Raw genomic sequence first — 24650 nt, 5'->3', positions numbered from 1 at the left:
ACTAGCCTTTAACCTCTTGCTGTGTGGGTCGAAGCTTTATCTCTTCGGAAAGATTGAGAGCACTTATATAGCCTTTAAATTTGCCTTGATACTCGCAATGTCGAGTTAACTCAAGCGTTTTAGGCGAATTTGGCATTAGACTGAAAAAGTTATCTTCCGCAATATACCCCGGTGTTTTAATAGTAACCGCGGCAATGTATTTGTTTGCGCTGACCTTTAACTGATAACGAAAGTCATCGATTGCAGTCAATTGATATTCAAGTTTGGCCTCATAGTCGACCAATGGAACCTGTTTCTCAACACGATAAAAAGATTCAGCTAATTTAGTTTCGTCATCGCAAAGCGATACACTGATTAACTGATGTGAAGCTGGACCAAATCGATAAGTGTGGTTAATATCATAAAAACCACCTAATACTGTTTCGAGATTAATCGTTAGGCTCTTTCTGCTTTTGACTGATATGTCTTTCTTGACTTCAGTCGCCACGAAACCTCTTTTGTTTACCAAAGCAACAACGAGATGCCCACTAAAATTTTCTTGTGACTCATTGATGACATGTGCATCAATTCCATTGATCGACTCATTCGTAAGCAATACCGATAATGGTTGCCAATGCCTTTTTAACTCGTAAAAGCAAGCCTTTGGGTAACCAAGACTATCATATATACCCCAGCCAGCACCCAATTGGATATCTTTCATAAACCATACGAGCCCACCAGCACAATTAGAATGACGACTACGCCATTCTGCAAAGGATCGTCCCATCAGCTCACCGGTAATTAATTCACTTAATTGGAGATACTTCTCAGGATCTTCATAGCGCAACTTTTGTGTTTCAACTGAATACTCAGACGCAAGATAGTAGTCTCTTACATCCTCAAAATCCCATCCTGCTCCACTGTCACGAGGCGTCGCAGCTTTCCAATTTGGATTATGTATTTTAGGAATATCTCCATTGAGTATTTTGTTACGTGAGTGCTCGATTGGAATATTAGCAAACCCTAAACACTCCGATGTAAATTTAACGTCATGCTGTCTTAGTTCGGCAATCGAGCACTGGTAAGCGCCAACACCATAATAATGTGAAACCGATTGATTTACATGAAACGGTAAGGTACCACCAAAGGGTGAAGACGAAATGTATTCGACTTGCCGAGTGTTTTCTTTAATAAATTTAGCCAGCTCTTCATCATAAAACTTTATTTGTTGGTGCTCTTTAGAAAAGCCGAGCATCGCAATTTGCTGCTGAATCTCACTGTTGCCACAGAACATTACTAAACTGGGATTTTTGCTCAGGCGTGCCACTTGCTGTTTAATTTCTTGTTCGACTGACTGACGAAAACCAGAATCACTAAACGGGTAATCCATATTGGCAAACATGAAGTCTTGCCAAACCATGATCCCTAAACGGTTACAAAGCTGATAAAAGTCATCCGATTCATAGGTCATAGTCCCAATGATTCGAATCATGTTACCACCGGCTTGTTTAAAGTGAACCAGCTGCTGTTCCAACAACATCAAGTTGCCAGATAAAGATAAGTTGTTGTTGATAGTCCAACAAGCACCGCGACAAAAAACAGGATTATCATTGACTAAAATTTCAAATTCTTCACCGCTTTGATCAATCGCTAACTGCCGGAAACCGACTTCCCCAATAGACCACTCTATTTCTGTCTCGGATGTAAACACTCTTAATCTGACGGGGTACAGCATCGGATTGCCATGCGTATGTGGCCACCATAACTTTGGGTCTTCAATCTCGGCTTGAGCAATTAATCGAATTGACTCTCGGTCGAGAGTTTCAGCATTCACTAAATAAGTTATTTCACCGATGATTAGTTCCGCTTTAGTGAGTTCCTCCGTGGAGTGTAATTGACAACTGAAATCTACCTTACCAAGATTGTTTTCAAGGTCAGTGACCAGCTTTACTTGCGAATATTGAACTCCTGTTTCCAGTTTAATTGGCTTCCAAGGACCCACTGCAACAACTGGTGGCGTCCAACCAGGAATTCTGCCGAGCAAGCTCGTTCGAACCCAACGAAGGTTTTGATTATTGACTAGTTTAGTTTTCCAACCGGGGCGAGGGTGTCTTCGTTTCACGAAGTTTTCAACCGAACGGAAGCGAATAACTAATTCATTATCAATGTTTTTTAAATTCTCAAGAAATACCTCATGCTCAACGAACATATTATCCGTCATGAGAATGGCTTCACCGTTTAGCCAAACTTCGGCTAAAGTCGAGAGACCACCAAAAACGAGTTTAGGTTTCGTTGAAGTTGGTGAAGATTGTAAATCAAAGCGACATCGATACCACCAATCTTTGGATTCGATACTATTGAGCAAATGCTTGTAAGTATTGGAATCTTCGATTGCTTCACCAACGGTACTGGGAACTTTTGTCTCAATCCAAATTAAATCTTCAGATAATTCTTGAGGCGCAGCAACTTCATCACAGTCGGTTGCTGCAAGTTGCCATGCTATATCTGAAAGGTGTTGAATCATTGTAATCTGGTTTATTGTAAATACTTCGCTTTTAAACCGGACATTGCTTTGTCCCAGTGTTCAGCCATTTTTTCTATGGTTGATAAATCAAGTTGCTTCTTACGACTCATCGCTCGTGCTAATTGAAACTGATAGACTTTTGCAAGCTCTGAGATTGATTTAAATTCCGCACGTATTCCGTCCAACGAAGTCTCGCCATTTTCAATCAGCCAATCAATAAAATGGGTGCTCAATTCGTAACATGCACCGAGCTGCCGTAAGGTCGCAAAAGAATAGTCATGAAACATCTGCATGTCTTCAGACATTAGCCAATCGAGATCCGCCTGTAAACGCTTTTGATATTCAGTAAATGGGTTTTGGAGAGGAAGCCAATTTAACTGACCTATCAATTGCTGTTTGACTATTTCAAGCATTTTCGAATCGCTCGGCTCATAACCTTTTCTTATCTTTACGATTTCAACATAGGGCGGCAGTATCGCGTCGTCATAATCTCGATCTAAATGAAATACCTTATCAAAATCATCACCGGACAACTCATAGTAACTTTGGCCATGAAAATATCCTAAACGCTTTTCTTGTTTATCTATCGCAGTTACAGCAACAGTCGATTTAACATGCGCTAGTTGATATGCCATCCCGACGGTATCTGGCAGGAAGAAAGAGTCCAACTCAACCAGTACCGGGCGTCCCAATGCAACCTGCTCTTCAACATGATCAACCACTGGACGCCAAACGGCCAGTTCTTGAACATCCAATCCATATAGATCTTTTAGATCATTTAATGGAAATTTGAAGAAAGTCCATTGATCGCCTTCAAAATCAATTGCAAGGGTATATGAGAGAGCGGCTCTAGGGTCTTTTTTCAGCGCGTGCAGAAGTTCTATCCAAATGTCGACATAACAATTGGTTTCAGCCCAATCACGCTCTTGAGTATGAATAAAATTCGCCTGATACGAATCAGGCGAAAGATTAAGAATCTTGTGCTTCATAATTCTTTTTAATTCCGATTTCCTCGTTATCCGTCTGCCTTTTCCTTAGGCTTAATCGGCGGAATTATTGTCAGCAAATGCTAATGTTCTTCGCGATGCATCAACAAAAGAGTTGAGTTGTGTAACATGATACGATCATTGTTAACCATCAACGCCGCACCATATGCGTCGCGAATATGACGAGACAAGCTCATCGGTGAATCATTTCGATAGCTGGCAATACCGCAAATCAACATAGCTTTACCGACAATATCAACGATGAGTTGCGCACTGCTGGTTTTTAAGTTGTTTATTCGAATGCCAAACCCGAAATTACTAAACGCGTTTTTATCGCCAGCCGTTAGCATGTCGGAATACTCCTGCTCTGCGACTGCAATATTGTTACGCATATTTTGCAAAACAGAATCTACCTCGCCCAATCTAATTGCAGAAATTGGTGGCGCATTAATATTTTTCTTAGCTTGATTGCGAATAAATTTACGAGCCTTATTGACTGCGTCTGCGGCAATTCCACTCCAAAGTGAAGCCCAGACAATATGCGCAAATGGATGCATCGACTCACTCAAAATTTCGCCGAAATTTTCTGGGAAAATTTGACCAATACTTCCTTTTCCAGAAATAACAAAACCAGAGCTACAAGTCCCTCTAAAGCCAAGCGTATCCCAACCCGATATTGGCTCTAGTTCAAACTGGCCCTTGTGGAACATAACCTGAACTTGGTCGCTAGCTGCAGAATCAGCCTGCCTTCTGGCAGTCACCAGAATATCGTCGGCATCAAGGGCATAGGAAATAACCGGCGCTTTTTTGGTTAAGGTAAAACTGTCGCCGTCTACTTCGACTGCACATATGCTTGAACGTAAATCACCACCAATGCCAATTTCTGTTGTTGCAGAAGCGATTAAACGCTGCTCATTAACCAGTTTACTTATGTAATCAATAAGATAAGGCGAGTCATGATAGTGGTGTGTTAGACAAGCGACTTGGATTTTATGCATTGCGTAGATCATTGCTGTTGACCCGCAATAGTGGCCTAGCGCTTCGCAAACTTTTGCGACTTGCCCAACACTAAGTCCCATGCCACCCATACTGGCTGGCACATAAGCGCTCATTAATTTAAGTGATTTTATGGCTTCAATGCTTTCTTTGGGAAAACGTGCCTGTTTATCAACATCGTCAGCGTTAACTGCGATTACTTCTTTGCCGATTTTGTGGACTTGCTCCATTAAAGCATCAAAATCGGTTTGCTGAATTGACTGATGCATTGTTCTAAATCCTTCTAGTCTTAAAAATAAATTACTCCACTAGCTCTTCGATGACTTCCGCGATCGACTCTATGCTAGTAAAAGTTTTACGACTTAGCGCTGAATCAGGAAACTCAATATCAAACTCGTCTTCTAACGCTAGCATTAAACCCACCGTGGCCAATGAGGTTAGCCCCGAGTGATAGAGATCACTGGTGTCTTCTAAGTCTTCTACAGGAGTCGTTAAACGGCCGTGTTCGGCCAAAATTGCTCTTATTTGTTCTGTATTCATAGGGCGATTTGTTCTATATCCGTATTGTCAGAGAATTCGTTTCCTTTTAATTGTTGGCTCTCACCAACCGGTCTATTGTAGAGTATAATTAACACGATTCATAGAACAACTTTATTACAACTTAAGTAATTGATATACATCAACTTATACAAAGATTTAGGCACCTTTGAGACGTTGTTCCAGTCGTTGAATCGTGTCACTCAGTACATTCTGTATTTCATCAAATGTTGTCGCTTGATGGTTGTTAAAATCCATGATGGGATGTTTGTCCCAACGCTTGGGATAGTTTCGTTCAATCGTGAAGCGTACTTCTTGTGCGGGAATACTTCGATGGGAATAGTGGCCTATTACTTCTTTTTGCGCCAAAGCGATGGCGCAGAAGAGACTTTTTTTCTCCCAAATTAAACAGTGCCGATCATCGTTTTGGTCCCAGTTTTCGGGTGCTTCGAGCAATTTTAATGCTCGTTCGAGCACTTTAATATCCTCGGCATTGACAGGATTTTCGTCGCTCAACCAATGGGGTTTTGCTGAAACCAAGTAACGAAAGTGGGGCCAATATAAAAACACTGCCCCGAGCGATGCCAGCACAGCATAGCCCCATAACCACTCCGAAGATGCAGGTATTCCAAATACTAACAGATATAAAATGCCTAATTGTATGATCAAATAAGCGGTCGTTGCTTTCATTGATTCACCTTGAGTTTGCTCACTACTATGTTTAACATAGGTTCGTGAGATATTTTAGCTGTAATTTGCACACTTTGAAGTCAATTTCTTAGAAATTTTGAGCTATTCAGGTACAACACAGCTAGCGTTATAAACTAATAAATTGACCAACGATACGCAGAGGGCCAGCCAATGGGGGCAGTCGGAACAGTACTAAAAAAGATCGTACCTTCGTCAGTTATCCGCCATAAACTCGGCGTAAAAAACTCAATATTATTTACTTTTGACGATGGTCCCAAACCAGGAATCACACCGGAGATTCTTGATGTACTTGATAAATATAACGCCAAGGCGGTTTTTTTTGTACCCAGTGCCAACATCCACAAAGCACCTGAACTGCTTAATGAAGTTCTCGATAGAGGTCATATTCTAGGCAATCATGGCCACTCGCACACCCCCTGTTCGGAACTTTCTTACCAGGAAATCGTCGATGAAATCAATCAGTGTAAACAAATGATTTTCGAGCAAACCGGTTTTACAACCACCCTGTTTCGCCCACCCTGTGGAATCGTCACCCCCGCTTTACTCCTAGCAGCCAGAAAAACAAAACACGCTATCTTCAAATGGTCACTTGATACCGGTGAGTACAGCTACCTGCTTAGAGCGCCAGCTGACAAGCTCGCTGAAAATTTTATCCAAAAAATTCACGATTCGGCGATCGTCCTGAGTCATGATACATTTGGTGAAATCCCCAAACTGGTCGATATTGTCGCGCCGCAAATGCAAGCTAAGGGCTACAACTTATCCAACGCCGTCGAACAATGGCGCTAAACTCATTGACGTTATCCCCTTCGCAGCGATTCGTTTAACAATTCACTACTATTTGTGAGAAATCACACCAGAAGGCTTCTTAAGTAACGCTGAGATAAAGTACTTAATTTGCCCAAATGCTTCTGGAAACTTACCCGTCATGCAGCTTAAAGAGTAAATCCATGGGTCTCCCGCTCGCTTCTCAGCTAAATGTGACATTCGCCGGGCAATTTGAAATGCTTTCAATGGATAAATCAAATTAACTAATAAAATCCAGCCACTGGATAAAAGCCAACTCGCTATGATGGAAGCTGGCAATAACCCCCCCCAGATGCCAATGCTCAAAGCCGATTTTATCGAGCCGCCAACTTTGTACTTAAACAAAATTTCCATTCCGCCATAACCATTGCGCACTCCCCGTTTCCACCACTGCGAAAAGTGCAACATTGCTGAATCATGATAAGCCATGTCTACCGCAACCCGGACCACTTTGCCACCATTCGCACGTAACCGTTTACAAAGCTCTGGCTCTTCTCCTGCGATAACCGCACCATTAAACCCACCAACAGCAGAAAACGCATTAAGTCTCACCATAAAGATTCCGCCGCATGAGTGCAGATCGCCAACATAGGTATCCCACTCTAAATCACAGAAGCGATTGTAAATAGAAGCTTCGGGGTATCGCTCATGTAAATAACCACACACTATGACAGTTTCGTCATTATCCATTAAATAATTAATGCCTAGTTCAAGCCATCGAGGGAACAGTTCACAGTCACCATCAATAAATTGGACAAATTCGATACCCTGATCGAGACTAACTAAGTACTCAACACCCTCGTTGCGAGCCCGAGCTGCAGAGAAAGGTTTAGAATCGTCTAGTGCGATAGCACCTACACCAAGGTTTTTAGCGAGCTCTATACTTCCATCGCTCGATCCCGAATCAACATAAACGATAGTTGCGCCAGAATTGATAACCGACTCAAGGCATCTACGTAACCGCTCTCCCTCGTTACGTCCGATAACCACTATGCCTAAATGATTAAAATTTGGCTTATCCATTTGCTCTTTTTCTCTCGCCAAAAACCTTACCAGACAATACTGCTTTTAAGTCACCAACTAACAGGTCCCAAGCAAACCAAGTGGGGTCGCTTTCAGCACTATCAAAACTCTTACCCAACCTTAAAACTCGTCTTAAATTAAAACTGAGCCGACCAATTGCCCACAGTAAGTCAGCACCGAGCAAATGGAAAATACCGTAGTTAACAACAAAATATCGCCTTCTCGAGTCATACCAATACTTTCCCCGGCGTTTACGTTGATTGACTCCGGTTGCCGCTCCCTCAATATGGGTAATTACTGAATCAGGAACATACCAAATTTGAAAACCAGCTGATTTCGCTTGAAAGCAGTAGTCAACCTCCTCGAAATAAAGGAAGTAACCTTCATCCATGCAGCCAATCGATTCAACAACTTGTCGGCGTATCATCATTGACGCACCAGAAACCCAATCACATTCAAAGGGCTTTTCACTTAATGGCAGTGGAACAACATGTTTATCCAACGCTTTTGAAATAGCTCCTAACCTGGCACTGGTTTCAAGTTCACTCAGAATACTTGGAAAGCGCCGAGGAGCTCCCTGCTCTTCTCCGTCCGGGCCGACAAGACTTCCACCGGCTATTCCTACCTTAGGGTTAGCTTCCATAAAATGAACTAAATTTACGATCCCCTCTTTGTGCAAGATAGTGTCAGGGTTAAGTAGGTAAATAAAATCAGGTTGGCTTTTATGAGACATGGCACTTTTTATCGCCAAATTGTTTCCGTAGGAAAAACCACCGTTCCTATCTGCTTCGATCAAATGAATCTTATTGTGACAATGGTTTTGCTCAATATATTGACGAAAAGTCTCCACAGAATCGTCTTGCGATAGATTGTCCACCAAGAACACTTCTATGCCATCAAGACGTTGCATTTCTTGCAACACACTGTCGAGACAGTCCACGACCAATTGCGGTGTTTTGTAATTAACAATAGAAATGGCAACTTTCATAGGTTTTACTTCAATGTGTATGTCTCAACTGTGTTGAGGCCGATGCCTCTGATCCTAGTTGCTATTTAATATACTGACTGGAAACGTGATCAATTTTGTTTTGAAAGTAATCGTTCATCCAGCTAATTTTTAACATCTTAGTGAGTTTTGCAAAGGATAATAGCCAGAAACCGTATCGGTTTATTCGAAATTGGCGTTTCTTTCTGTCACTGTCTTTAACAAAGTCTTGAGCTTGCCTGGCAGTAAAAGTTTTCAGAGGTAACCCGCTTAATTCATAGCCGCGTTGCTCAATTAATTCGCCGCACTGACTTTCAACTTGTTGAACCCCTAATTCATCTAATTTTTTTCGCCAAGGGTATACTCTCGATGGGTCTGGAACGTCGTAGGTGGTATCTTTTACATAATCCATCATACCGGCATCGTACTCCGTACCCATAAACTCGCAGATTCGTGATAGTACAGACTCATGGTCAGCAATTAAATCCTCATATTTGATTTCAATATACTGTTCAGGACTTAACGTTTTAGCAAACTCTCCCCACAAACGCTCAGTCTCTACCCATATTTCCGAGCCTACCCAGACATTCCCACACCACCCCATAGCAATAGCGCTTCTCGCAACATCTCTTGGGTCGCGAATGATGTGGATAAATTTTGCATTCGGCCAAATATGTAAACAGCGATCAAAATGTTCGTGTACTGTAGCACCCACAATCTCAACACCCGGTTTTATCTTTTGGTGCAGAAAATCATCGACTAAATCTTTGTAACTAAGAAAAGGGTCAACACTAAAATTACACCGTTTGAATACGGCATTTTCATCTAAGTATCGATGATACTCCGTCATTTCTGGAAATACGCCTTCATCACTGACTTCACTGACGGCATATTCAAACTCAGGAGCAAAGGCTATTTTGGGATGGTAATCCAACATCAAACGCAGCAGGGTCGTCCCTGAACGGACTGCACCAACCATGAAAAACGGATTTTGAATTATAGTTTGATTATCTTTTTGCATTGACTTCCCTTGTGTCCCTTTTATCTGTCCTTGTTCGCCTCATTTATGGCTTAAGTCGCCTATTATGTCACAAATCTGAAAACAAAAAAAAGTACTTTGTCCGGTAATAAAGAATATTGCGAATTGAGGCAGATACGTTTTTCACTTCCATTTTGAGTTTTAAAAACTCATCTTTATATTAGTAAAACTTTATATTCCAGAATAAGTGAAATAATTGGACATAGTTCAAAAAACTACCTGAATAACAGCTAACTTTTCAATCTAATTATTGCTAAAATGCTAGCCTCTGAAAGTTAAACCACTGTGACACTGAAGCTTACAAGGAAAAGAAATGAGCGAATCTGAGAAAGGGACTCCGCGCGTCTCAGTAATCATGCCTATCAAAAACGTCGGAAAATTCATTTTTGATGCAATACAATCGGTTTTATCCTCTGACTTCAAAGACTTTGAAATTGTGTGCGTGGATGATGGCTGTACCGACGATACTTTAGAGATTATCGGAAAAATTGACGACTCTCGAATTCATGTAATTAAAAATCAAGGTTCCGGATATACTGATGGCGTAAACTCAGGGGTCGCTTGGGCGCATGGTGATTATATCATGCATAGTGATGGTGATGATTTGATTACTAACACTAGGATATCCAAACAAGTCAGTTTTCTCGACAACAACCAAGAGTTCGGTGCAATTTGTGGCGAGCTACAAATGCTGACACCTGAAGGTAAAGTATTACCAGCAAAATCCGAGCGACCACAAGCTTCTGAAGTCACTCAAAAAATTCGCTCAGGAAGTACATCTATTTCTCATTGTTCTTACCTTATTCGCAGCGACCTAGCAAAAGAACTCCCTTATCGAAAGTGGTTTGTAACGGCTTCTGATCTTGACTTTCAATTTCGTCTGGCGGAAAAATGTCGAATCTGGTTTGAGCCTGGAACAACTTTTTATTATCGACTCCATTCAAGCTCTATCACTCACTCACAACCAAGCAATCAACGAATTTTCTTTGAAGAAACAGCTCACTTATTTATTCAACAAAGGGCTCAAAGAGGGGCCGACGATCTTCAAGAAAATAATCCGCCCGAGATCCCGAGCGCAAAAGATTCAGAGAACTCTATCAATGTGCACCTATCGAATATTTTTATGGGCAATGCATGGCGCCTAAAAAAAGATGGCAAGTATTTAACAGCAGTCTGGTATGGCGTAAAAAGTTACTTTAAAAACCCTTCAGATTTATCGCAGCTAAAAAGCGTTTTTGCTTTAATTTTGAAACCTAATAATTAACAATATCAAACAACAGAAACTCGAAAGGTGAATTAAAATAAAAACGAAATCAGCCAGCCAAGTAAGTAACCTAAAGCAAAACAAGGGAGCATTCTAAACTCCTTAAAGAGATTCAAAATTCCAAGTTTATGCTTATAGTAGAAATCGATGGGGATAATACTGATAGTAAATAAAGCAACAGCCCAAACTGCCAAATTCATGCCACCTATTACGTACAATGTCGGTAGCAAAGTAAGTTTAACAATTGACTCGATCGTTACCATAATGGTCACATATTTCGGTTTACCTATCGCAAAATAGATCGCACTAGAGATACTGGGACTGGTTAACATCAGAGCCAACGCTAATATTTGCAACATTGGTCCAGCAGCCTGGTATCGGTCGTCATATAAAAAGTTAATCAGCGTTTCGCCAAATGCAAACAAAAATCCAGCCATAGAAATTGCCGCAGCATCAGTAGTTCGGCGAATTTTATAGTAAACTTCCGCTAACTCGTTTTCTCTTTCTCTAGCCACTTCACTAAGTAATGGAAAAAAGACCATACCATTAAGCTTCATAAATGCTTGTAAAAGTGAAGTTGATAAGAAAAGCGCTATTGAGTAAATCCCCAATGTAGTCGCATCAACTAAACTGCCGAGAATAAGTCGATCACCCTGATTCAACATCGCAGTGACAATACTGGTCAAAAGAATCCATTTCCCATAGTTAATAATTTCTGACACTGCGGCACGTTCCAGCTTAAATTTATTAGCTACGCCAGGAAATGCAAAATGCGAAAGTAATACTAATGAAACTGCAGAAACCAGTGCCCCAGCAACAAGTGCCCAAATACTTTTGGCGATAAATGCCCAAGCAATCATTACTACTAAGCCAAATAATTGACTGATTAGCTCGAGAATTGTTAAGCGAGTCAGCTGAATGTTTCGGTTAGCTAGGATTAAATTAGTCGACTTAAATCCGGATATGAAGGCTGTTAATGACATTACTGCCAAGATAATCGGTAGTTGCGGTTCACTGAATGCCGATGTTTCACCGATCATTTGATTTGTTTGTGCATAGCCGATTCCTAATGCGGCCAATACCACTAATAAACAGATAAAAGCGCCACGAAGTATTTGCAGTGTCCAAGCCGTATTTAAAAACTCTGACTCCTCGCCTCGTTTACTTCGAATAATATTGGGTCCAATTCCCACATCAGAAATCATCGCTAATATATAAAGGAAAGTCTGACATAAAGCCATGATGCCAAACATTTCAGGCACCAACAGACGCGTCATGATTAAGTTGCTACCCAAGCGCAATACTTGCGAAACAACGTAACCAATTAACACCCAAGAGCTCGCTTTGAAAATTCGATTATTTTGAATTTTTTCGAGAAGTCCACGCCATCCTTTGACTGCTATATTATTAATTATCTTTCTCCTTCGTCCCTATATCAATCGCTACTGTTAACACAAAATATTAATCTTTAAGCTACGTATCGATTAATTAAGGTCAGCTTCAACTTGTTTGAAGAATTGGCCGACACGCTGCTGCATTGCTTTAAGCGTATACTGCTGCATTTCGTTTTGCGCGTTTTTACGCAACAATTCTTTTAAGTCTCGATCATTGAGTACTTTGACTAACGCTTCCGCTGCGCTGATACAATCACCATCTTCCGCCACCAAAGCAGTTTTCCCATCGATCATGTATTGTCGCCCACCACGACCGGCAAAACCAACGACGACGCTTCCACTACACATTGCTTCTAACGGTGGTAGAGGCAGCCCCTCTGGATAGCCAGTTGAGAGCAAGATGTCGGATTTACGATAAGCGAGAGCAATCTCAGCTTCAGGGACACCATCTACATCGACAAAGGTTACGTTCGAGCACTGTCTACTGACAATCGATTTAATTGTTTCTATGTCGTCGCGATTTTTTCGCGGCATACACATCACCCGGTTCGGCTCTCGTAATTTTTCATCAGGATAAAAAACACTACCGTCAATTCCATTGCTCACGGTAACGCATTCTTCATTATGCAATCCGCGGATCGTTCTTGAAATATACTCGCCACAAGAGATTACATAATCATAGCCGAGTTGACGATAGGACTTGTCTTGATCTTCTGGCTTAAATCGTGGTTTTAAGTAGATCCAACTCTGCGCAAACATAACTTTCTTACAATGATTGAATTGAATCGCATCGTATGGACTAAACTCAGTCGCAACCACGACATCATTTTCGTTGAGGTTAAATCCGACTTCAGAAATATGCTTCGAGTCAATTTCAGGATAATAAAGATTGCCATCGAAATTACCCATAGCAAGCGGCACTGCATCGAAACCGAGTTCGGTAAGCTGTTTACAGTGCTGGTAAAATACTTTGATCCCACCGATTGCGCGTTTGTTTACATGTTTGCACTGGTGAAGGTAAGAGCTTCCCTCGCCTCGCTTTAAATGCCTATAAAACTCGCGTAAGTTAAATTTTCGCTGAAAAATATCAGGAATAAGGTAATAAATAGTTCCTAATTTCATCGTTATGTAATTTCCATATGATTTACCAAGCATCATACTCTGAGCAGTGGATTAAAATTCGTGTTGGCTCGATGCTAAGCGCACTTTAAATGGGATTAAAGCACTTATTTCCCCGATGCGAATTCTATCATAGCGAGAGAAATAGTCATTCCATTTGTTAATTTGGCACAAGCGAATGTAAAATAGTGACTTCTTTGACAATTGAACGGGAAGTCAATGCCAAACATCCTTGCGCACATGGTCCTCATTTTATGGCCAGTGATCACAATAATACTGTTTAAAAGACTACAACCATTGCAAGCGGCATTTTGGACCATTGTCGCTGGCCATATGTTTTTGCCCGTAAAAATAGTCTACGACTTTCCTTTGATACCCCCGCTTGACAAGGGCTCAATCGCATCAGTCTGTGCATTATTCGGCTGTATCGTGATTAAAAAATTAGATATTTCTTTGATTCCACCTAAAGGTATACCTCGCTTAATAACAATTATTCTTTGCGTTTTACCATTTTTCACTGTGATGACAAATACTGAGGCAATGTATAATGGCAAATGGTGGATACAAGGCTTAAGTTTTAAAGATGGTATCTCCTTCGCGCTTGCCCAGTATATCGTTTTGATCCCACTTATTATCGGTTTGCAATTAGTCAAAACCCAAGATGATGTTAAGCAATTGATGAAGCTTCTAATGTACGCTGGACTCGTGTATTCCCTATTCGTCTTGTATGAAGCGCGAATGAGTCCGCAACTTAATCGGATTTTCTATGGCTTTATTCCCCCTGGCTGGGTACAGAATATTCGCATGGGTGGATTCAGACCATTCGTTTTTATGGGTCATGGTCTGTGGGTTGCGACATTTATTGCAGTCGGCCTCTATGCAACTATTTCATTGTGGAAAGCAAAGATTAAAGTGCAAGGCGTACCACTATTTTTTGCGGTAGTTTACCTGGCCGTGACGCTCGCATTCTGTAAAACTCTCGGCGCTTATATTCTTGCTATCACTTTTTTCTTACTAATCGTTCTCTCGCCACTCAACTTGATCAAACGAGCCGCACAAGTCTTAGTGGTAATCGTTATCCTATATCCTTCCTTATCGATTTCTCATTTATTCCCGCATGAAGAAATCTTAGACGAAGTTTATGAGTTTAATGAGGAAAGAGGTCAATCACTCCAAGTTAGATTCGATAATGAATTAGCGCTCCTTGCTCATGCGCAGAAGAAGTATTATTTTGGCTGGGGGGGCTGGGCAAGAAACCGGCTCCATGACTCTGTTACAGATGGCTTTTGGATTATTACTCTGGGTATAAAGGGAATTGTTGGCTTTATTTGTATTTTTGGGCTGATGTCGATTGCGGTGCTTAAAGGGATAAAAGCCGCCGAAACTTTAGAGTCAAAGGGTGACAAAAGACTGATGTATAGCCTCGTCATAATGGTAGGCTTATTAATGGTTGATCAAATACCTAACGCCTCAATATCAGGCTATATCTGGTTTATTATTGGCTCTCTACTGGGTGTCTCTTACCAGCTACTGGACAAATCAGCCCGGGAAAATTCCAAGCACGCGGCCTTTCAAGAGGCTTTTCATGGTAAGCAAAACGAAGGGTTTGGAAAGTCTGCAACGCAATAGAAACTTGGGGTTAAGCACCAAACAGCTAAAACAAGTAGCTACGACAAGTACCTACAATAAATCCTTATAATGAGTGCCAATAAAAATTGTGAAGATGGATTAGCGATACGTTAACTGAACAGTTTAATCTAGTTGATAAGCCCCAAGATCAACAAGGTCCTCTCGGGATTTCCCATTTCGGTCATTATTTAGTCCGTTCACTAAAGCACCTTTGCTTTTTATGAGTTGAACGCCAACTAAAATATCACCATTTAAGTCTATCTCAAACCCATCCTGAATATCCTGACTATTTGTTTCCTTACCGGAAGCCTGTAATTCGGTTAGATTTAAGAGTTTATCGTTTAGCGAATAAAACTGACCTAGTTGGGGAGCATGCAAAATATTATTACTGGAATCTATTTGTAAATTATCATTCAGGTAATTAACACTTACCAATCCGGACCTATTCGCATCGTTTACATAGGGCATACTAATCACATTATTACGCAAGGTGAATCTACTAAACTTATTAGCTACCTCTAAAAAGGCGACATTTGGTGCAGACTGCTTGGCTTCACTTAAAAAAGTGTTGTTATAAATAAAATTGTCGTGAGTAAGGTTTTCATCGGTAGTATTGGCCGCGTTAAACCAAATTACACTTTTAAATGTACGAGTCCCGATGGGCGGCGCGCCATTATCGGGCTTGTGAAAAATATTATTACGAATTACTAACCCCGCCAAAGAAGTATTAATAAACGTCATTGTGTTGTTAGTTGCAGTAAACTTGTTTCGTTCGACAATAAGTTCGCCCTTTTTCGCCGCAAGGTTTGGTCCATTATTAGCTGGTATCATTTCAAGCGCAGCAAAACCTCCTTCGAATAGATTGTCCGCTATCACCGATTCAACGATGTTACCGTTGGTACCAATTCTGACATTTGGTTGGTGAGCCAAACCACCCGTTGACCATCCTGCGTTATTGAAAAAGTCATTGTGTTGAATTAAAAGGTGGTCAGGTAATGCTGTTCTGATGCCACCATGATCGGGAAAATTTGGTACGCAGTTTTGGCACTTACCTTCCTTACCACTCCGCGCATTGGGATTCTGCCTTATTCGATTTCCAACTACCGCGCTTAGATAACCAAAATTTCCCAATACTGCGTAATCCTGCCAGTCGAAAATCTCGTTATCGACAATCATTTGATACTTACTTTCCCCATGTCCATGCGGATAGATATTTAACCCCAAGCCCGAAAACTTATTGCGATAGAGCAACGAGTTCTTCGAATTAGTCCAAAAAAAGAATCCATCGGGGTGGTTGCCGTGACCAGTAACGGGATTATAGTTTCCTTTGAAATGGAGGTTGCTAACGGTCACGCCGTTAAAATCAGACAAATAGAATAGCTGGGCGGCAGTGGCTTTTCGATTAACCTTAATAATCGGTTTCTCACCCTTACCATAACTAGAAATCAATAAATTTGCCGACAAGCCACTGATTGAAACTCTATCAAGCGTGGTGGTGAACTCTTCTCCTGCTCGAAATAAAACCCGAGCAGGCCTTCGATCTTGAAAGTTTCTCAGTGTTTGTAAGACCTCTTTAGCTTCCGCAAACGAATTTAAATGGTTTTTACCGGGACAGTCTTCAAAGTCTTCATTGACAGAGACACAATAGGTGAGAGATCGATAGGCGTTATTCGCTTCTCTAACTCGAATGGAAATGCGCTCGGTAACAATCGTATCGCCTCGATCGCTGATCTGCAGCTCAACTCTGTACATTCCAGCACTATCAAACACATGACTCGCAATGGGTGATAAACTCTTATTGGCGTCTACCCCTGGTCTATTGACGAATTTTGCACCGTCATCGCCGAAGTTCCAGTGATATTCCAATTCATAAAAAGGAGAAGCATAACCCTCAAGTTCGAATTTTGAGGCATCAAACATAACGCCACAAGGAGCGATACATTCTCGGCGAGACACTTTTAACGCCGCATTTAAATCTTCGCTTATCCGCATCTCTTTGATTTCGTGATGTACTATCACGCTGCCACAGGCAATGAGTCCAACGCCAAGCAAAAGTATCAGAACAATTTTCAGCTTAATTTTCATCATCTTACCACCCTGATTTGTAAAAAATCACAAATCGATTGCCACAGACTGACTCAAGGTAAATCGCAAGAAAGCTAATGCTTAAACTCTTTAATCTACTTCCTGTATCTGAGAGGATTCCACTATTCACTGCTTTTTGCAGCGACGGGTTAATTTTCACCCATACAAACAAAAATGATATGAGATATTGCCCCTAATGGCAATAAAAAACCCAACGCCTGGACGTTGGGTTTGTGTTTTACTGAAGGTAATATTTACTCTTTTTCGTGAGCACCTATATCTACCGTAGTTTCTCGGCTCGATGATTGATAGTCAGTGAACAATCCCGATATGGCAGTTCCGGCATTAATAGCAGGACTGCTCAAAGTCAACTCTTCACCAAATTCAGAGTTGGTATCAAGCTCTGGCGATGCCACCATACTGTTCGCTGCGTTACCACTTGCTTGCCACGTATCCAAGTCAGTCTGAGAACCATTATCGTAAATGTAGTTAGTTGTGTTCGGTGCGTACAATAGATTATTGTCTTCGACTAATCCTGTCTTAGCGCCAGAGTGTTTCCAGCTTATCAAGCCTGCATCTTGACCACCTTGAACATGAGGCATATTGGCTAAGTTGTTGTATACCGCAAATTGAGTGAAGTTATTACTCACTTCCAAGAACGCTAAGTTGGGTGAAGATGTCAAAGCCTCTGAATTTAAAGTGTTATTGTAAATCCAGTTAGTATGAGTCAAGTTTTCCGCTGTTGTATTCGAAGAAGCAAACCAAATTGCAGACTTAAATGTACCTGTACCAATCGAAGGTCCGCCATTGTTTGGCTTAAAGAAGACGTTATTTCGAATCACTACGCCACCCAATGATGAATTAATAAATGAAGTAGTATTCTCAGATGCAGTAAACGTATTTCTCTCAATAATCACTTTTCCACGTACCGCCGATGAGCCAGGCCCATTGTTAGCTGGAACCATTTCTAGTGTATTAAAGCCACCATTTAATCGGTTATCCGAAACAATTGAATCAATCACTTCTCCGTTGGTACCAAGTCTGATGTTCGGTTGATGCGCTAAACCTGCTGTAGACCACCCAGCATTGTTAAACATATCGTTGAACTGCACTAATAAATGATCAGGCTCTGCGGTACGTAATGGACCATGATCGGCATAGTTAGGTACGCAATCTCCGCACTTACCTTCACCACCGCTTACAGCATTAGGATTCTGTTTAATGTGATTTGCCAATACTGTGCTCAAATAACCGAAGTTACCTAATATTGCGTAATCTTGCCAATCCGTAATATGGTTATCAACAATCATCTGGTGCTTGGTGTTGTCATAACCATTTGGATAAATGTTCAAGCCCAGGCCTGAAAATTTATTTTGGTAAAACAAGTAATTCTGTGACTGTGCCCAAATAAAGAATCCATTAGGGTGATTACCCAAACCCGTTACAGGGTCATAATTACCGCGGAAATACAAATTAGACACGGTGAATCCATTGTTGCTCGACAAGTAGAAAAGTTCACCCGCTGTTGTCGCTTCATTAACCGCAATGACCGGCTTCTCACCATTGCCGTATGAGCTTATCAATAGCTGAGCAGACAAACCACTGATACCGACACGGTTCAGACCGGTCGTGAAAGTTTCACCGGCTCTGAATAATACTCGTGCTGGGCGCTGATTTTGAAAGTTTCTAATGGTGCTGAGAATTGATGCCGCTTCTTCAAAAGAGTTCAAGTGGAACTCAGAATCACTTGATGGGCAACTCGCAAAATCGTTGGTGTTTGAAACACAGTAAGTAAGCTCTGCGAAAGCTGTCTCTGGATTATCTACAATGACTCGCACTACCTGAGTCGCAACTTCGCCGTTAGTATCAGATACGGTAAGCAAGACATCGTAAGTACCCGCATTTTTAAACACGTGTCCTGCAATAGGAGAAATACTCTGGTTCGCTTCTACTTCAGGACGATTTTCGAAGCTGGCGTTTTGGTCATTAAAATCCCAATGGAATTGAAGTTCATGAAAAGACTCAGTGAAATCTAATGAAGTGGTATCCGTCGCATCAAACATCACACCACAGGGCGCGATACACTGAGTTCGCGAAACGTATACTTCAATCTCGATTCTATCGGAACCTTGGCTAGGAGGTAGCACAGGCTCTGTCACTTCAACGTTTAAACTGGTTTGAACGTTTTCAGCGGCACTGTCGCTGACACTTGCGGTAATTTGGTGATTACCAACAGTTAGCGTCGAGTTAATCGATGCGCCTGTTCCAATCACACCATCTATGTTTGATGACCACTGAATCGAACCACTTAAATCACCGTCTTCTTCGTCAGTTGCTGTTGCCGCGAAGGTTACCGCTGTATCACTCTCAACCGAATTGATGTCTGTCGGTGCGGTAATTGTAATTTCTGGTGCGCTATTGGGTCTAAAAACCGATAAATTCAATGTGATCTGAGCCGACTCATTCTCAGAATCTACGATTGAAGCAGTAATTGAATGCTCACCTAGCGAAAGCGCTCTTGCAAGTACACCACCGGTACCCATGTTTCCATCTAGGTTTGATGACCACTGTATATTTGCACTTAAATCTCCATCTTCTTGGTCACTGGCTGTCGCTTCAAAACTAATTTCAGCGCCCTGAATAAAGTCGCTTCCACTTGTCGGGGCGATCAGCGTTATCTCCGGTGCTGCGTTAGGGGTAGGCGCTGGTGGTGGATTTTCAGACGATGGCGGCGTGGTTGGCTGCTCCACAATAGTATCCGGCGACTGGGCATTACCCTCGTCAGCTCCGCCACCACCGCAGGCACTTAGGAATACCAACGCTGGCACCAATAGTACCGTCATTGAAGATTGAGATAAAAACTGAGTCGGTTTACATGTCATTAGGATCACCAAAAAAATTAACAAAGATGCAAGTGGTCAACACTTCTGGTGTTTGTATCGGTAATCTTTAGAATACTTAACCCCCTCATACTCCAAAGTGTGACCGATCCCACAAAAGCAATGAGAACCGAATTCAGTCTCGAGTATTTTAAGCAAAATTATCATTTATAGAGATGTTTATTGAAGGAAATTATAGTGAGTTTAACGCGCTATTTTTAGTGAATTATTACATAAAAAACAACCTGTTAGATAAAATAGCGTGTTGCTTGTAATGCTTTGAAATGAGATAGGTTTTCGACTATCTCAAAATAAACCTGGGCTATCGCGTCGAAGGCGCATAACCATTCTTATTTTTATTGCCGACGCTAATAATTTATCTCAAAAACATCTTGTGGTCGGTAACAGGAATTGAATTTAGCGCGCTATGCGCGCTTTTTGAAAAAACGAATGATTGGTTTTTCTATCCAATAAAAAGAAATGAGGCCGGCAATTAAACACGCGACTATCGCGAGTATCACCGCAAGTACATCGAAGAGATAATGCTGAAAAGTAATCTTACCCCAGATAAAGCCCACAACGCCCAATACAAAGGTATGTACCAGATATAGAGAGTAGGAAGAATCACCCACATATTTTAAGAGCTTGTTTTCCGAAATTTTGCCATTTCGTTCAACTGCCACCGCGCCAATCAATAGCAAAGTACTCGGAATTCCCCATTCTATAGCTCGTTTACCACCCCAACCAGGCATAACAACAGCCAAAAGGAAGAAACCAACGCCTAAGATTAGGAACAACCAACCCGAACGACCACTTGGAAACCTATTTTGGTTATAGAGATGTCCGAGTATCGCCCCTGCAATGAACTCTGCTAACAGTGAATTGGTATAAGTTGCAGCTAAAGGGTTACTCGGTTGAATCGCTAGTCCAAGCGCGATTAATAGAGCAAAAATAGTGACCAGTCCCCACAGCCGTTGGCTTGCGCTACTCAGTAATAACATCAAACCAAAAATCAGGTAAAAGAACATCTCATAGTTTAATGTCCAACCTTGTACCAAGACCGGCCAAACCATGGTGTCCATTTTGGGATGGAAGGTCGGTATAAACAGAAACGACTTAATGGCATGAGGAATATCAAAAACCGCTGTTTTTAATACACTCGGGAGAAAAAAAGCGATTGCTACCATTAAACCGGTGTAGAACCAATAAAGCGGTACAATGCGGATAACGCGGTCACGCCAGAACTTCATTGGCGTCAACGTTTTTTGACCGGCAATGTAAGTCATGATGAAACCACTGATCACAAAAAAGATATCGACGCCAGCCTCACCAACATTGGTGTCAACTTTAAATGCTCCGCTGCCATGACGCTCTAATTGAACCAAAGTATGATGGAAGACAACTAAAGAAGCAGCTATTCCTCTAAGATATTGAACCGACAATAACATATTTATTTTCTTTTATTCGTTTGACTTAACTATTTACTGCGCCGAATGATTTTTTTAATTTTATCAATCAACCCTAACTTTTTAAGTACAAAAGAGACAGCTTTACCAACCCGTTCAATAACAAAACGGCTACTAACAATGAAAAAGTTTTTAATCGAAAAGGGAAAGTAATAAACGTCAAAACAATCTTTATATCCCGTCATAAAAAACGCTTTATGGCGACCCTCACCTGTGCATAAGTCGTAATAATTTATCTCTTCATCATTGAAAGCATTTTCGATAATTTTGTATTGAAGAACCGTGCCGGGCGAATATTTCGAATATTTTGGATCATAGCCAGTCCAATCATAAAAAAGAATGCCATCCCCATAAATAGGGCATAAGTTATAAGCAATAGGCTGATCCTCAGCATAAAGAATATATCCTCTAAAAAATCCTAATTGAGCTTGCTCTTTCACCCACTCTGAAAATGCATCTTTCGTTGACAAAACACGTCCAAAAAGCTTTTCCTGATAAGAATGTTGAGAAACCGCTTTGGCGGTATTTAAGAAATCATCAACTTCTTCAGGCTTACTAAAAATACGAAAAGCTTCTCGTTCTTTATTGGAATTGATAACTTTCTTTATCTTCCGATTTAAGCTATTTCGAGACTTACCTTTGTAGCGCTCACAGTATGTCTCAAAACTACCCGTTGTTTCCACAAAGTAATGTTTATATACCTGAATAACATGCTTTATATATCCGCCCTCAAAACCAATGGAAGGCTTTAAATTCTCATTGGTCGGTACCGATAACCGTTGGCACACGTGAGCTTTTTCACGTGGTAACTCGACCGACCAATCTTCGTTGTTCTCAAATATATTGGGAGAGTTTTGCAGACCTTGATAAACCTTACTAAAAACTGGGATCTCACCAAACCTACAATTGTAGTAAAGTGGTTTCTCGACCCAAGTATTTGCTTGATTATCTAAAGTCATTAACTGTTCTTATATAAATTCGTTTTACGAGTGAAATAGCACCGCTAAATATTACGATATATTAAAGGTAAATTGAGGAAATTTTTTCCATATCGAGATGCAAGTCGCTTTGGATCTTGCATCATTCGATAAAACCATTCCATACTAATTTTTTGTACCCAAACCGGCGCCCGTTTTTCTTCACCAACTAAAAATAAAATCGAGGCACCGATGCATAAAGCGACGCCTTTGGTGTTTCCTCGCTCTTGTAACTTCTTAGCCAAGATTTCTTGTCTTGGTGAACCGACAGCCAAAAAGAAAAAATTAGCATTAGACTCTTCAATTACCGAAATAGCCTTTTCTACTTCATCTGGTTTATCGATAAATCCCATCGGCGGATTGTAATGCTTAATTACAAGATCGGGGTATTTAAGCCTTAATTGCTCGATAACCGCCTCACTGCCACCAACAATCATGATTACGTCTTGCTTATTGAGCACTTTTTCAAAAAGATTTGCTGTCAGGGTACTGCCAGTAATAACCTCTTGTACGCGCATACCTTTCATACGCATGAGTTTGTCTAAAATTTTGCTATCACATAAACATAAAGAAGCTTCTTGATAAACCTGCAAGAATTGCGGGCTAACATCTTTTTGAGACAACCTTGCCATATGATCAATGTTTGGTGTTACAACCGTTTCTAGCGCTTGAGAAGTACTGAGTTGCCTAACACTGTCTAATGCTTCATCCATGGTAACATTATGAATTTGCATCAGTTTGGTTTCTAATGTCGCTATTTGGTTTGATGTATTCAAATCAATCTCTTCCTGACTTTTACTAGTAAGCATTTTTGCCGACAAACCCTTTAAAGACCGTCATAAAGATAATTCGAATATCCAACCACAAGGACCAATTCTTTATGTATTCTAAATCGTATTGCACACGCTTTTCCATTTTCTCAAGCGTATCAGTCTCCCCTCGCCAACCATTAATTTGTGCCCAGCCAGTAATGCCTGGTTTAACTTTGTGACGTAACATATAAAAAGAAACTTTTTGTCGATACTCTTCATTATGAGAAACTGCGTGCGGTCTCGGACCAACGATAGACATACTGCCAGCTAATACATTAAAAAACTGCGGCAACTCGTCAAGGGATGTTTTCCTTAAAAATCCGCCGATAGGTGTCAGGCGACTATCATTTTTTTGCGCTTGAACAACCTTTTCGCGAGCATTCTCGTTACTCACCTTCATCGAGCGAAATTTCCAAACTAAAATTTCTTCGCCATCTAGACCATACCGTGGCTGCTTGAAAAAGACCGGACCTCGGGAGGTTATTTTAACCGCAAGTGAAATAAGTAACATCGGTATCGCGATCATCAACAGAATACCAAATGAAATAAAAATATCTTCAGTTCTCTTAACCCAGACTTTGGCGCCGTAATAAGGCGACTCAAAAACACTCAAAGTATCCATATCACCGACATGATTAATCCGAGAATGGACTAAGTTGGCTAACAAGAAATCAGGAACAAGGTGAACGTCTACCGTTGTATCGCCAAGCAACGCGAGGATTTCTGCAATGCGCGCTTCGGCCTTTAGCGGTAACACGATAAACAAGGTATCGATAGTGCCATTTTTCGCGATAGTAACGACATCATCGATGCGCCCTTCAGTCGTCTTGCCATATTCTTCCATGACGCGCTCGGAATCGCGATCATCATAAAATCCCATAAACTTAAAACCGAGATCTTTTTGGGTTTTGATTTGCGTATGTAAATCCAATCCGAGCTGATTAACGCCTAAAATAGCGACTTTCTTCAGATTGTGCCCAGCTTCTAACTTTAACCTCCGATAACCAGAGTAAATGGCTCGCCAAAAGAAAGTCAAAAACATTGCACTTGTTCCCCAAATAGCTAAGGTGACACGCGAAAAGTCTTCTGATTGCTTGAATAAAAATGCGGTTAACAAGAAACCGACAAACGATAAAATGATACACGCCCAAGAAGTGAAAATCATTTGCGAAAAACGACTACCGCGCCATGAGCGGTATAGGTTAAGCATTTCAGCGGTATACAAGAAGAATACCGCAACAACTAGCGAAGCCACTTGATAATCTTGAGAAAAAGTAACTTGGTAACTATCTTCCGTAAAAATAGCGTTGTATATGGTCATCGCCAGATACAAGCTAACAAACATTACGCCAAGGTCAACCAAGCGAAGAATAAACGAGTATGTATTCCCCGATGTTTTAAATGTGTTTGACTTTTTAACTACCATGTCCCAACAACC

General features: G+C 41.1%; 19 protein-coding genes. 3 read left to right on the top strand and 16 right to left on the bottom strand.

Going from position 1 to position 24650, the window contains the following annotated elements:
* Position 1: 1 nt before the first annotated feature.
* The 5 genes from FLL45_RS06460 to FLL45_RS06440 form a co-directional block, all read right to left on the bottom strand.
* Positions 2-2503, bottom strand: coding sequence for a glycoside hydrolase family 2 protein (locus FLL45_RS06460; RefSeq protein WP_142941217.1), 2502 nt, complete (start codon positions 2501-2503; stop codon positions 2-4).
* Positions 2504-2514: 11 nt separating this feature from the next.
* Positions 2515-3492 carry a DUF1839 family protein gene (locus tag FLL45_RS06455; RefSeq protein WP_142941216.1) on the bottom strand — a complete coding sequence of 326 codons (978 nt, stop codon included), beginning with the start codon at positions 3490-3492 and terminating at the stop codon, positions 2515-2517.
* A gap of 80 nt (positions 3493-3572) precedes the next feature.
* Positions 3573-4754 carry an acyl-CoA dehydrogenase family protein gene (locus FLL45_RS06450; protein WP_142941215.1) on the bottom strand — a complete coding sequence of 394 codons (1182 nt, stop codon included), beginning with the start codon at positions 4752-4754 and terminating at the stop codon, positions 3573-3575.
* A 31-nt stretch (positions 4755-4785) separates the two neighbouring features.
* On the bottom strand, positions 4786-5025 hold the full coding sequence (locus FLL45_RS06445) for an acyl carrier protein (protein WP_142941214.1): 240 nt from the start codon (positions 5023-5025) through the stop codon (positions 4786-4788).
* Positions 5026-5181: 156 nt separating this feature from the next.
* Entirely contained in the window at positions 5182-5712 is a 531-nt protein-coding gene (locus tag FLL45_RS06440) for a DUF6197 family protein (protein WP_142941213.1), read from the bottom strand.
* A gap of 171 nt (positions 5713-5883) precedes the next feature.
* Between FLL45_RS06440 and FLL45_RS06435 the strand changes: the two genes are divergently transcribed.
* Positions 5884-6522 (top strand): polysaccharide deacetylase family protein, encoded by a 639-nt coding sequence (locus FLL45_RS06435; RefSeq protein WP_142941212.1) that lies wholly within the window; start codon positions 5884-5886, stop codon positions 6520-6522.
* Between the two features lie 48 nt (positions 6523-6570).
* On the opposite strand, the gene FLL45_RS06430 is transcribed toward FLL45_RS06435, so the two are convergent.
* From FLL45_RS06430 to FLL45_RS06420, 3 genes are all read right to left on the bottom strand, one after another.
* A complete protein-coding gene (locus tag FLL45_RS06430; protein ID WP_142941211.1) occupies positions 6571-7563 on the bottom strand; it encodes a glycosyltransferase family 2 protein in 993 nt (330 codons plus the stop codon).
* Positions 7556-8551, bottom strand: coding sequence for a glycosyltransferase family 2 protein (locus FLL45_RS06425; protein WP_142941210.1), 996 nt, complete (start codon positions 8549-8551; stop codon positions 7556-7558). Before FLL45_RS06425 ends, FLL45_RS06430 begins: the two co-directional genes overlap by 8 nt.
* A 61-nt stretch (positions 8552-8612) precedes the next feature.
* Positions 8613-9569: a sulfotransferase family protein gene (locus tag FLL45_RS06420; RefSeq protein ID WP_142941209.1), complete on the bottom strand. Its 957-nt coding sequence runs from the start codon at positions 9567-9569 to the stop codon at positions 8613-8615.
* A 331-nt stretch (positions 9570-9900) separates the two neighbouring features.
* Between FLL45_RS06420 and FLL45_RS06415 the strand changes: the two genes are divergently transcribed.
* Complete coding sequence (locus tag FLL45_RS06415) at positions 9901-10851, top strand: glycosyltransferase family 2 protein (protein WP_142941208.1); 951 nt, start codon at positions 9901-9903, stop codon at positions 10849-10851.
* A gap of 32 nt (positions 10852-10883) precedes the next feature.
* On the opposite strand, the gene FLL45_RS06410 is transcribed toward FLL45_RS06415, so the two are convergent.
* On the bottom strand, positions 10884-12203 hold the full coding sequence (locus FLL45_RS06410) for an oligosaccharide flippase family protein (protein ID WP_281282203.1): 1320 nt from the start codon (positions 12201-12203) through the stop codon (positions 10884-10886).
* A gap of 132 nt (positions 12204-12335) precedes the next feature.
* Positions 12336-13367, bottom strand: coding sequence for a glycosyltransferase family 4 protein (locus tag FLL45_RS06405; protein ID WP_185964357.1), 1032 nt, complete (start codon positions 13365-13367; stop codon positions 12336-12338).
* 216 nt (positions 13368-13583) lie between these two features.
* Between FLL45_RS06405 and FLL45_RS06400 the strand changes: the two genes are divergently transcribed.
* Entirely contained in the window at positions 13584-14993 is a 1410-nt protein-coding gene (locus FLL45_RS06400) for a hypothetical protein (RefSeq protein WP_142941205.1), read from the top strand.
* A gap of 123 nt (positions 14994-15116) precedes the next feature.
* On the opposite strand, the gene FLL45_RS06395 is transcribed toward FLL45_RS06400, so the two are convergent.
* The 6 genes from FLL45_RS06395 to FLL45_RS06370 all read right to left on the bottom strand — a co-directional run bounded on the left by FLL45_RS06395 (position 15117) and on the right by FLL45_RS06370 (position 24638).
* On the bottom strand, positions 15117-17081 hold the full coding sequence (locus FLL45_RS06395) for a hypothetical protein (RefSeq protein WP_142941204.1): 1965 nt from the start codon (positions 17079-17081) through the stop codon (positions 15117-15119).
* Between the two features lie 251 nt (positions 17082-17332).
* Entirely contained in the window at positions 17333-19960 is a 2628-nt protein-coding gene (locus FLL45_RS06390; protein WP_142941203.1) for a PKD domain-containing protein, read from the bottom strand.
* A gap of 422 nt (positions 19961-20382) precedes the next feature.
* Positions 20383-21405, bottom strand: coding sequence for an acyltransferase family protein (locus FLL45_RS06385; protein ID WP_142941202.1), 1023 nt, complete (start codon positions 21403-21405; stop codon positions 20383-20385).
* A gap of 29 nt (positions 21406-21434) precedes the next feature.
* On the bottom strand, positions 21435-22382 hold the full coding sequence (locus FLL45_RS06380; RefSeq protein WP_142941201.1) for a GNAT family N-acetyltransferase: 948 nt from the start codon (positions 22380-22382) through the stop codon (positions 21435-21437).
* A gap of 44 nt (positions 22383-22426) precedes the next feature.
* Positions 22427-23176: a WecB/TagA/CpsF family glycosyltransferase gene (locus FLL45_RS06375; protein WP_185964356.1), complete on the bottom strand. Its 750-nt coding sequence runs from the start codon at positions 23174-23176 to the stop codon at positions 22427-22429.
* Positions 23177-23198: 22 nt separating this feature from the next.
* On the bottom strand, positions 23199-24638 hold the full coding sequence (locus tag FLL45_RS06370) for an undecaprenyl-phosphate glucose phosphotransferase (protein ID WP_142941199.1): 1440 nt from the start codon (positions 24636-24638) through the stop codon (positions 23199-23201).
* Positions 24639-24650: the final 12 nt, after the last annotated feature.

Origin of the sequence: Aliikangiella marina (genome assembly GCF_007004765.1) — a bacterium.
Taxonomy (GTDB): domain Bacteria; phylum Pseudomonadota; class Gammaproteobacteria; order Enterobacterales; family Kangiellaceae; genus Aliikangiella; species Aliikangiella marina.
Note: the sequence above shows the minus strand (reverse complement) of the source record. Positions and strands in the feature narration are given on the sequence as shown.

What these genes read in the sequence shown, in the direction of transcription:
- FLL45_RS06460 (WP_142941217.1), bottom strand. Translation starts at nt 2,503, where the DNA reads ATGATTCAACACCTTTCAGATATAGCATGGCAACTTGCAGCAACCGAC.
- FLL45_RS06455 (WP_142941216.1), bottom strand. Translation starts at nt 3,492, where the DNA reads ATGAAGCACAAGATTCTTAATCTTTCGCCTGATTCGTATCAGGCGAAT.
- FLL45_RS06450 (WP_142941215.1), bottom strand. Translation starts at nt 4,754, where the DNA reads ATGCATCAGTCAATTCAGCAAACCGATTTTGATGCTTTAATGGAGCAA.
- FLL45_RS06445 (WP_142941214.1), bottom strand. Translation starts at nt 5,025, where the DNA reads ATGAATACAGAACAAATAAGAGCAATTTTGGCCGAACACGGCCGTTTA.
- FLL45_RS06440 (WP_142941213.1), bottom strand. Translation starts at nt 5,712, where the DNA reads ATGAAAGCAACGACCGCTTATTTGATCATACAATTAGGCATTTTATAT.
- FLL45_RS06435 (WP_142941212.1), top strand. Translation starts at nt 5,884, where the DNA reads ATGGGGGCAGTCGGAACAGTACTAAAAAAGATCGTACCTTCGTCAGTT.
- FLL45_RS06430 (WP_142941211.1), bottom strand. Translation starts at nt 7,563, where the DNA reads ATGGATAAGCCAAATTTTAATCATTTAGGCATAGTGGTTATCGGACGT.
- FLL45_RS06425 (WP_142941210.1), bottom strand. Translation starts at nt 8,551, where the DNA reads ATGAAAGTTGCCATTTCTATTGTTAATTACAAAACACCGCAATTGGTC.
- FLL45_RS06420 (WP_142941209.1), bottom strand. Translation starts at nt 9,569, where the DNA reads ATGCAAAAAGATAATCAAACTATAATTCAAAATCCGTTTTTCATGGTT.
- FLL45_RS06415 (WP_142941208.1), top strand. Translation starts at nt 9,901, where the DNA reads ATGAGCGAATCTGAGAAAGGGACTCCGCGCGTCTCAGTAATCATGCCT.
- FLL45_RS06405 (WP_185964357.1), bottom strand. Translation starts at nt 13,367, where the DNA reads ATGAAATTAGGAACTATTTATTACCTTATTCCTGATATTTTTCAGCGA.
- FLL45_RS06400 (WP_142941205.1), top strand. Translation starts at nt 13,584, where the DNA reads ATGCCAAACATCCTTGCGCACATGGTCCTCATTTTATGGCCAGTGATC.
- FLL45_RS06395 (WP_142941204.1), bottom strand. Translation starts at nt 17,081, where the DNA reads ATGATGAAAATTAAGCTGAAAATTGTTCTGATACTTTTGCTTGGCGTT.
- FLL45_RS06390 (WP_142941203.1), bottom strand. Translation starts at nt 19,960, where the DNA reads ATGACATGTAAACCGACTCAGTTTTTATCTCAATCTTCAATGACGGTA.
- FLL45_RS06385 (WP_142941202.1), bottom strand. Translation starts at nt 21,405, where the DNA reads ATGTTATTGTCGGTTCAATATCTTAGAGGAATAGCTGCTTCTTTAGTT.
- FLL45_RS06380 (WP_142941201.1), bottom strand. Translation starts at nt 22,382, where the DNA reads ATGACTTTAGATAATCAAGCAAATACTTGGGTCGAGAAACCACTTTAC.
- FLL45_RS06370 (WP_142941199.1), bottom strand. Translation starts at nt 24,638, where the DNA reads ATGGTAGTTAAAAAGTCAAACACATTTAAAACATCGGGGAATACATAC.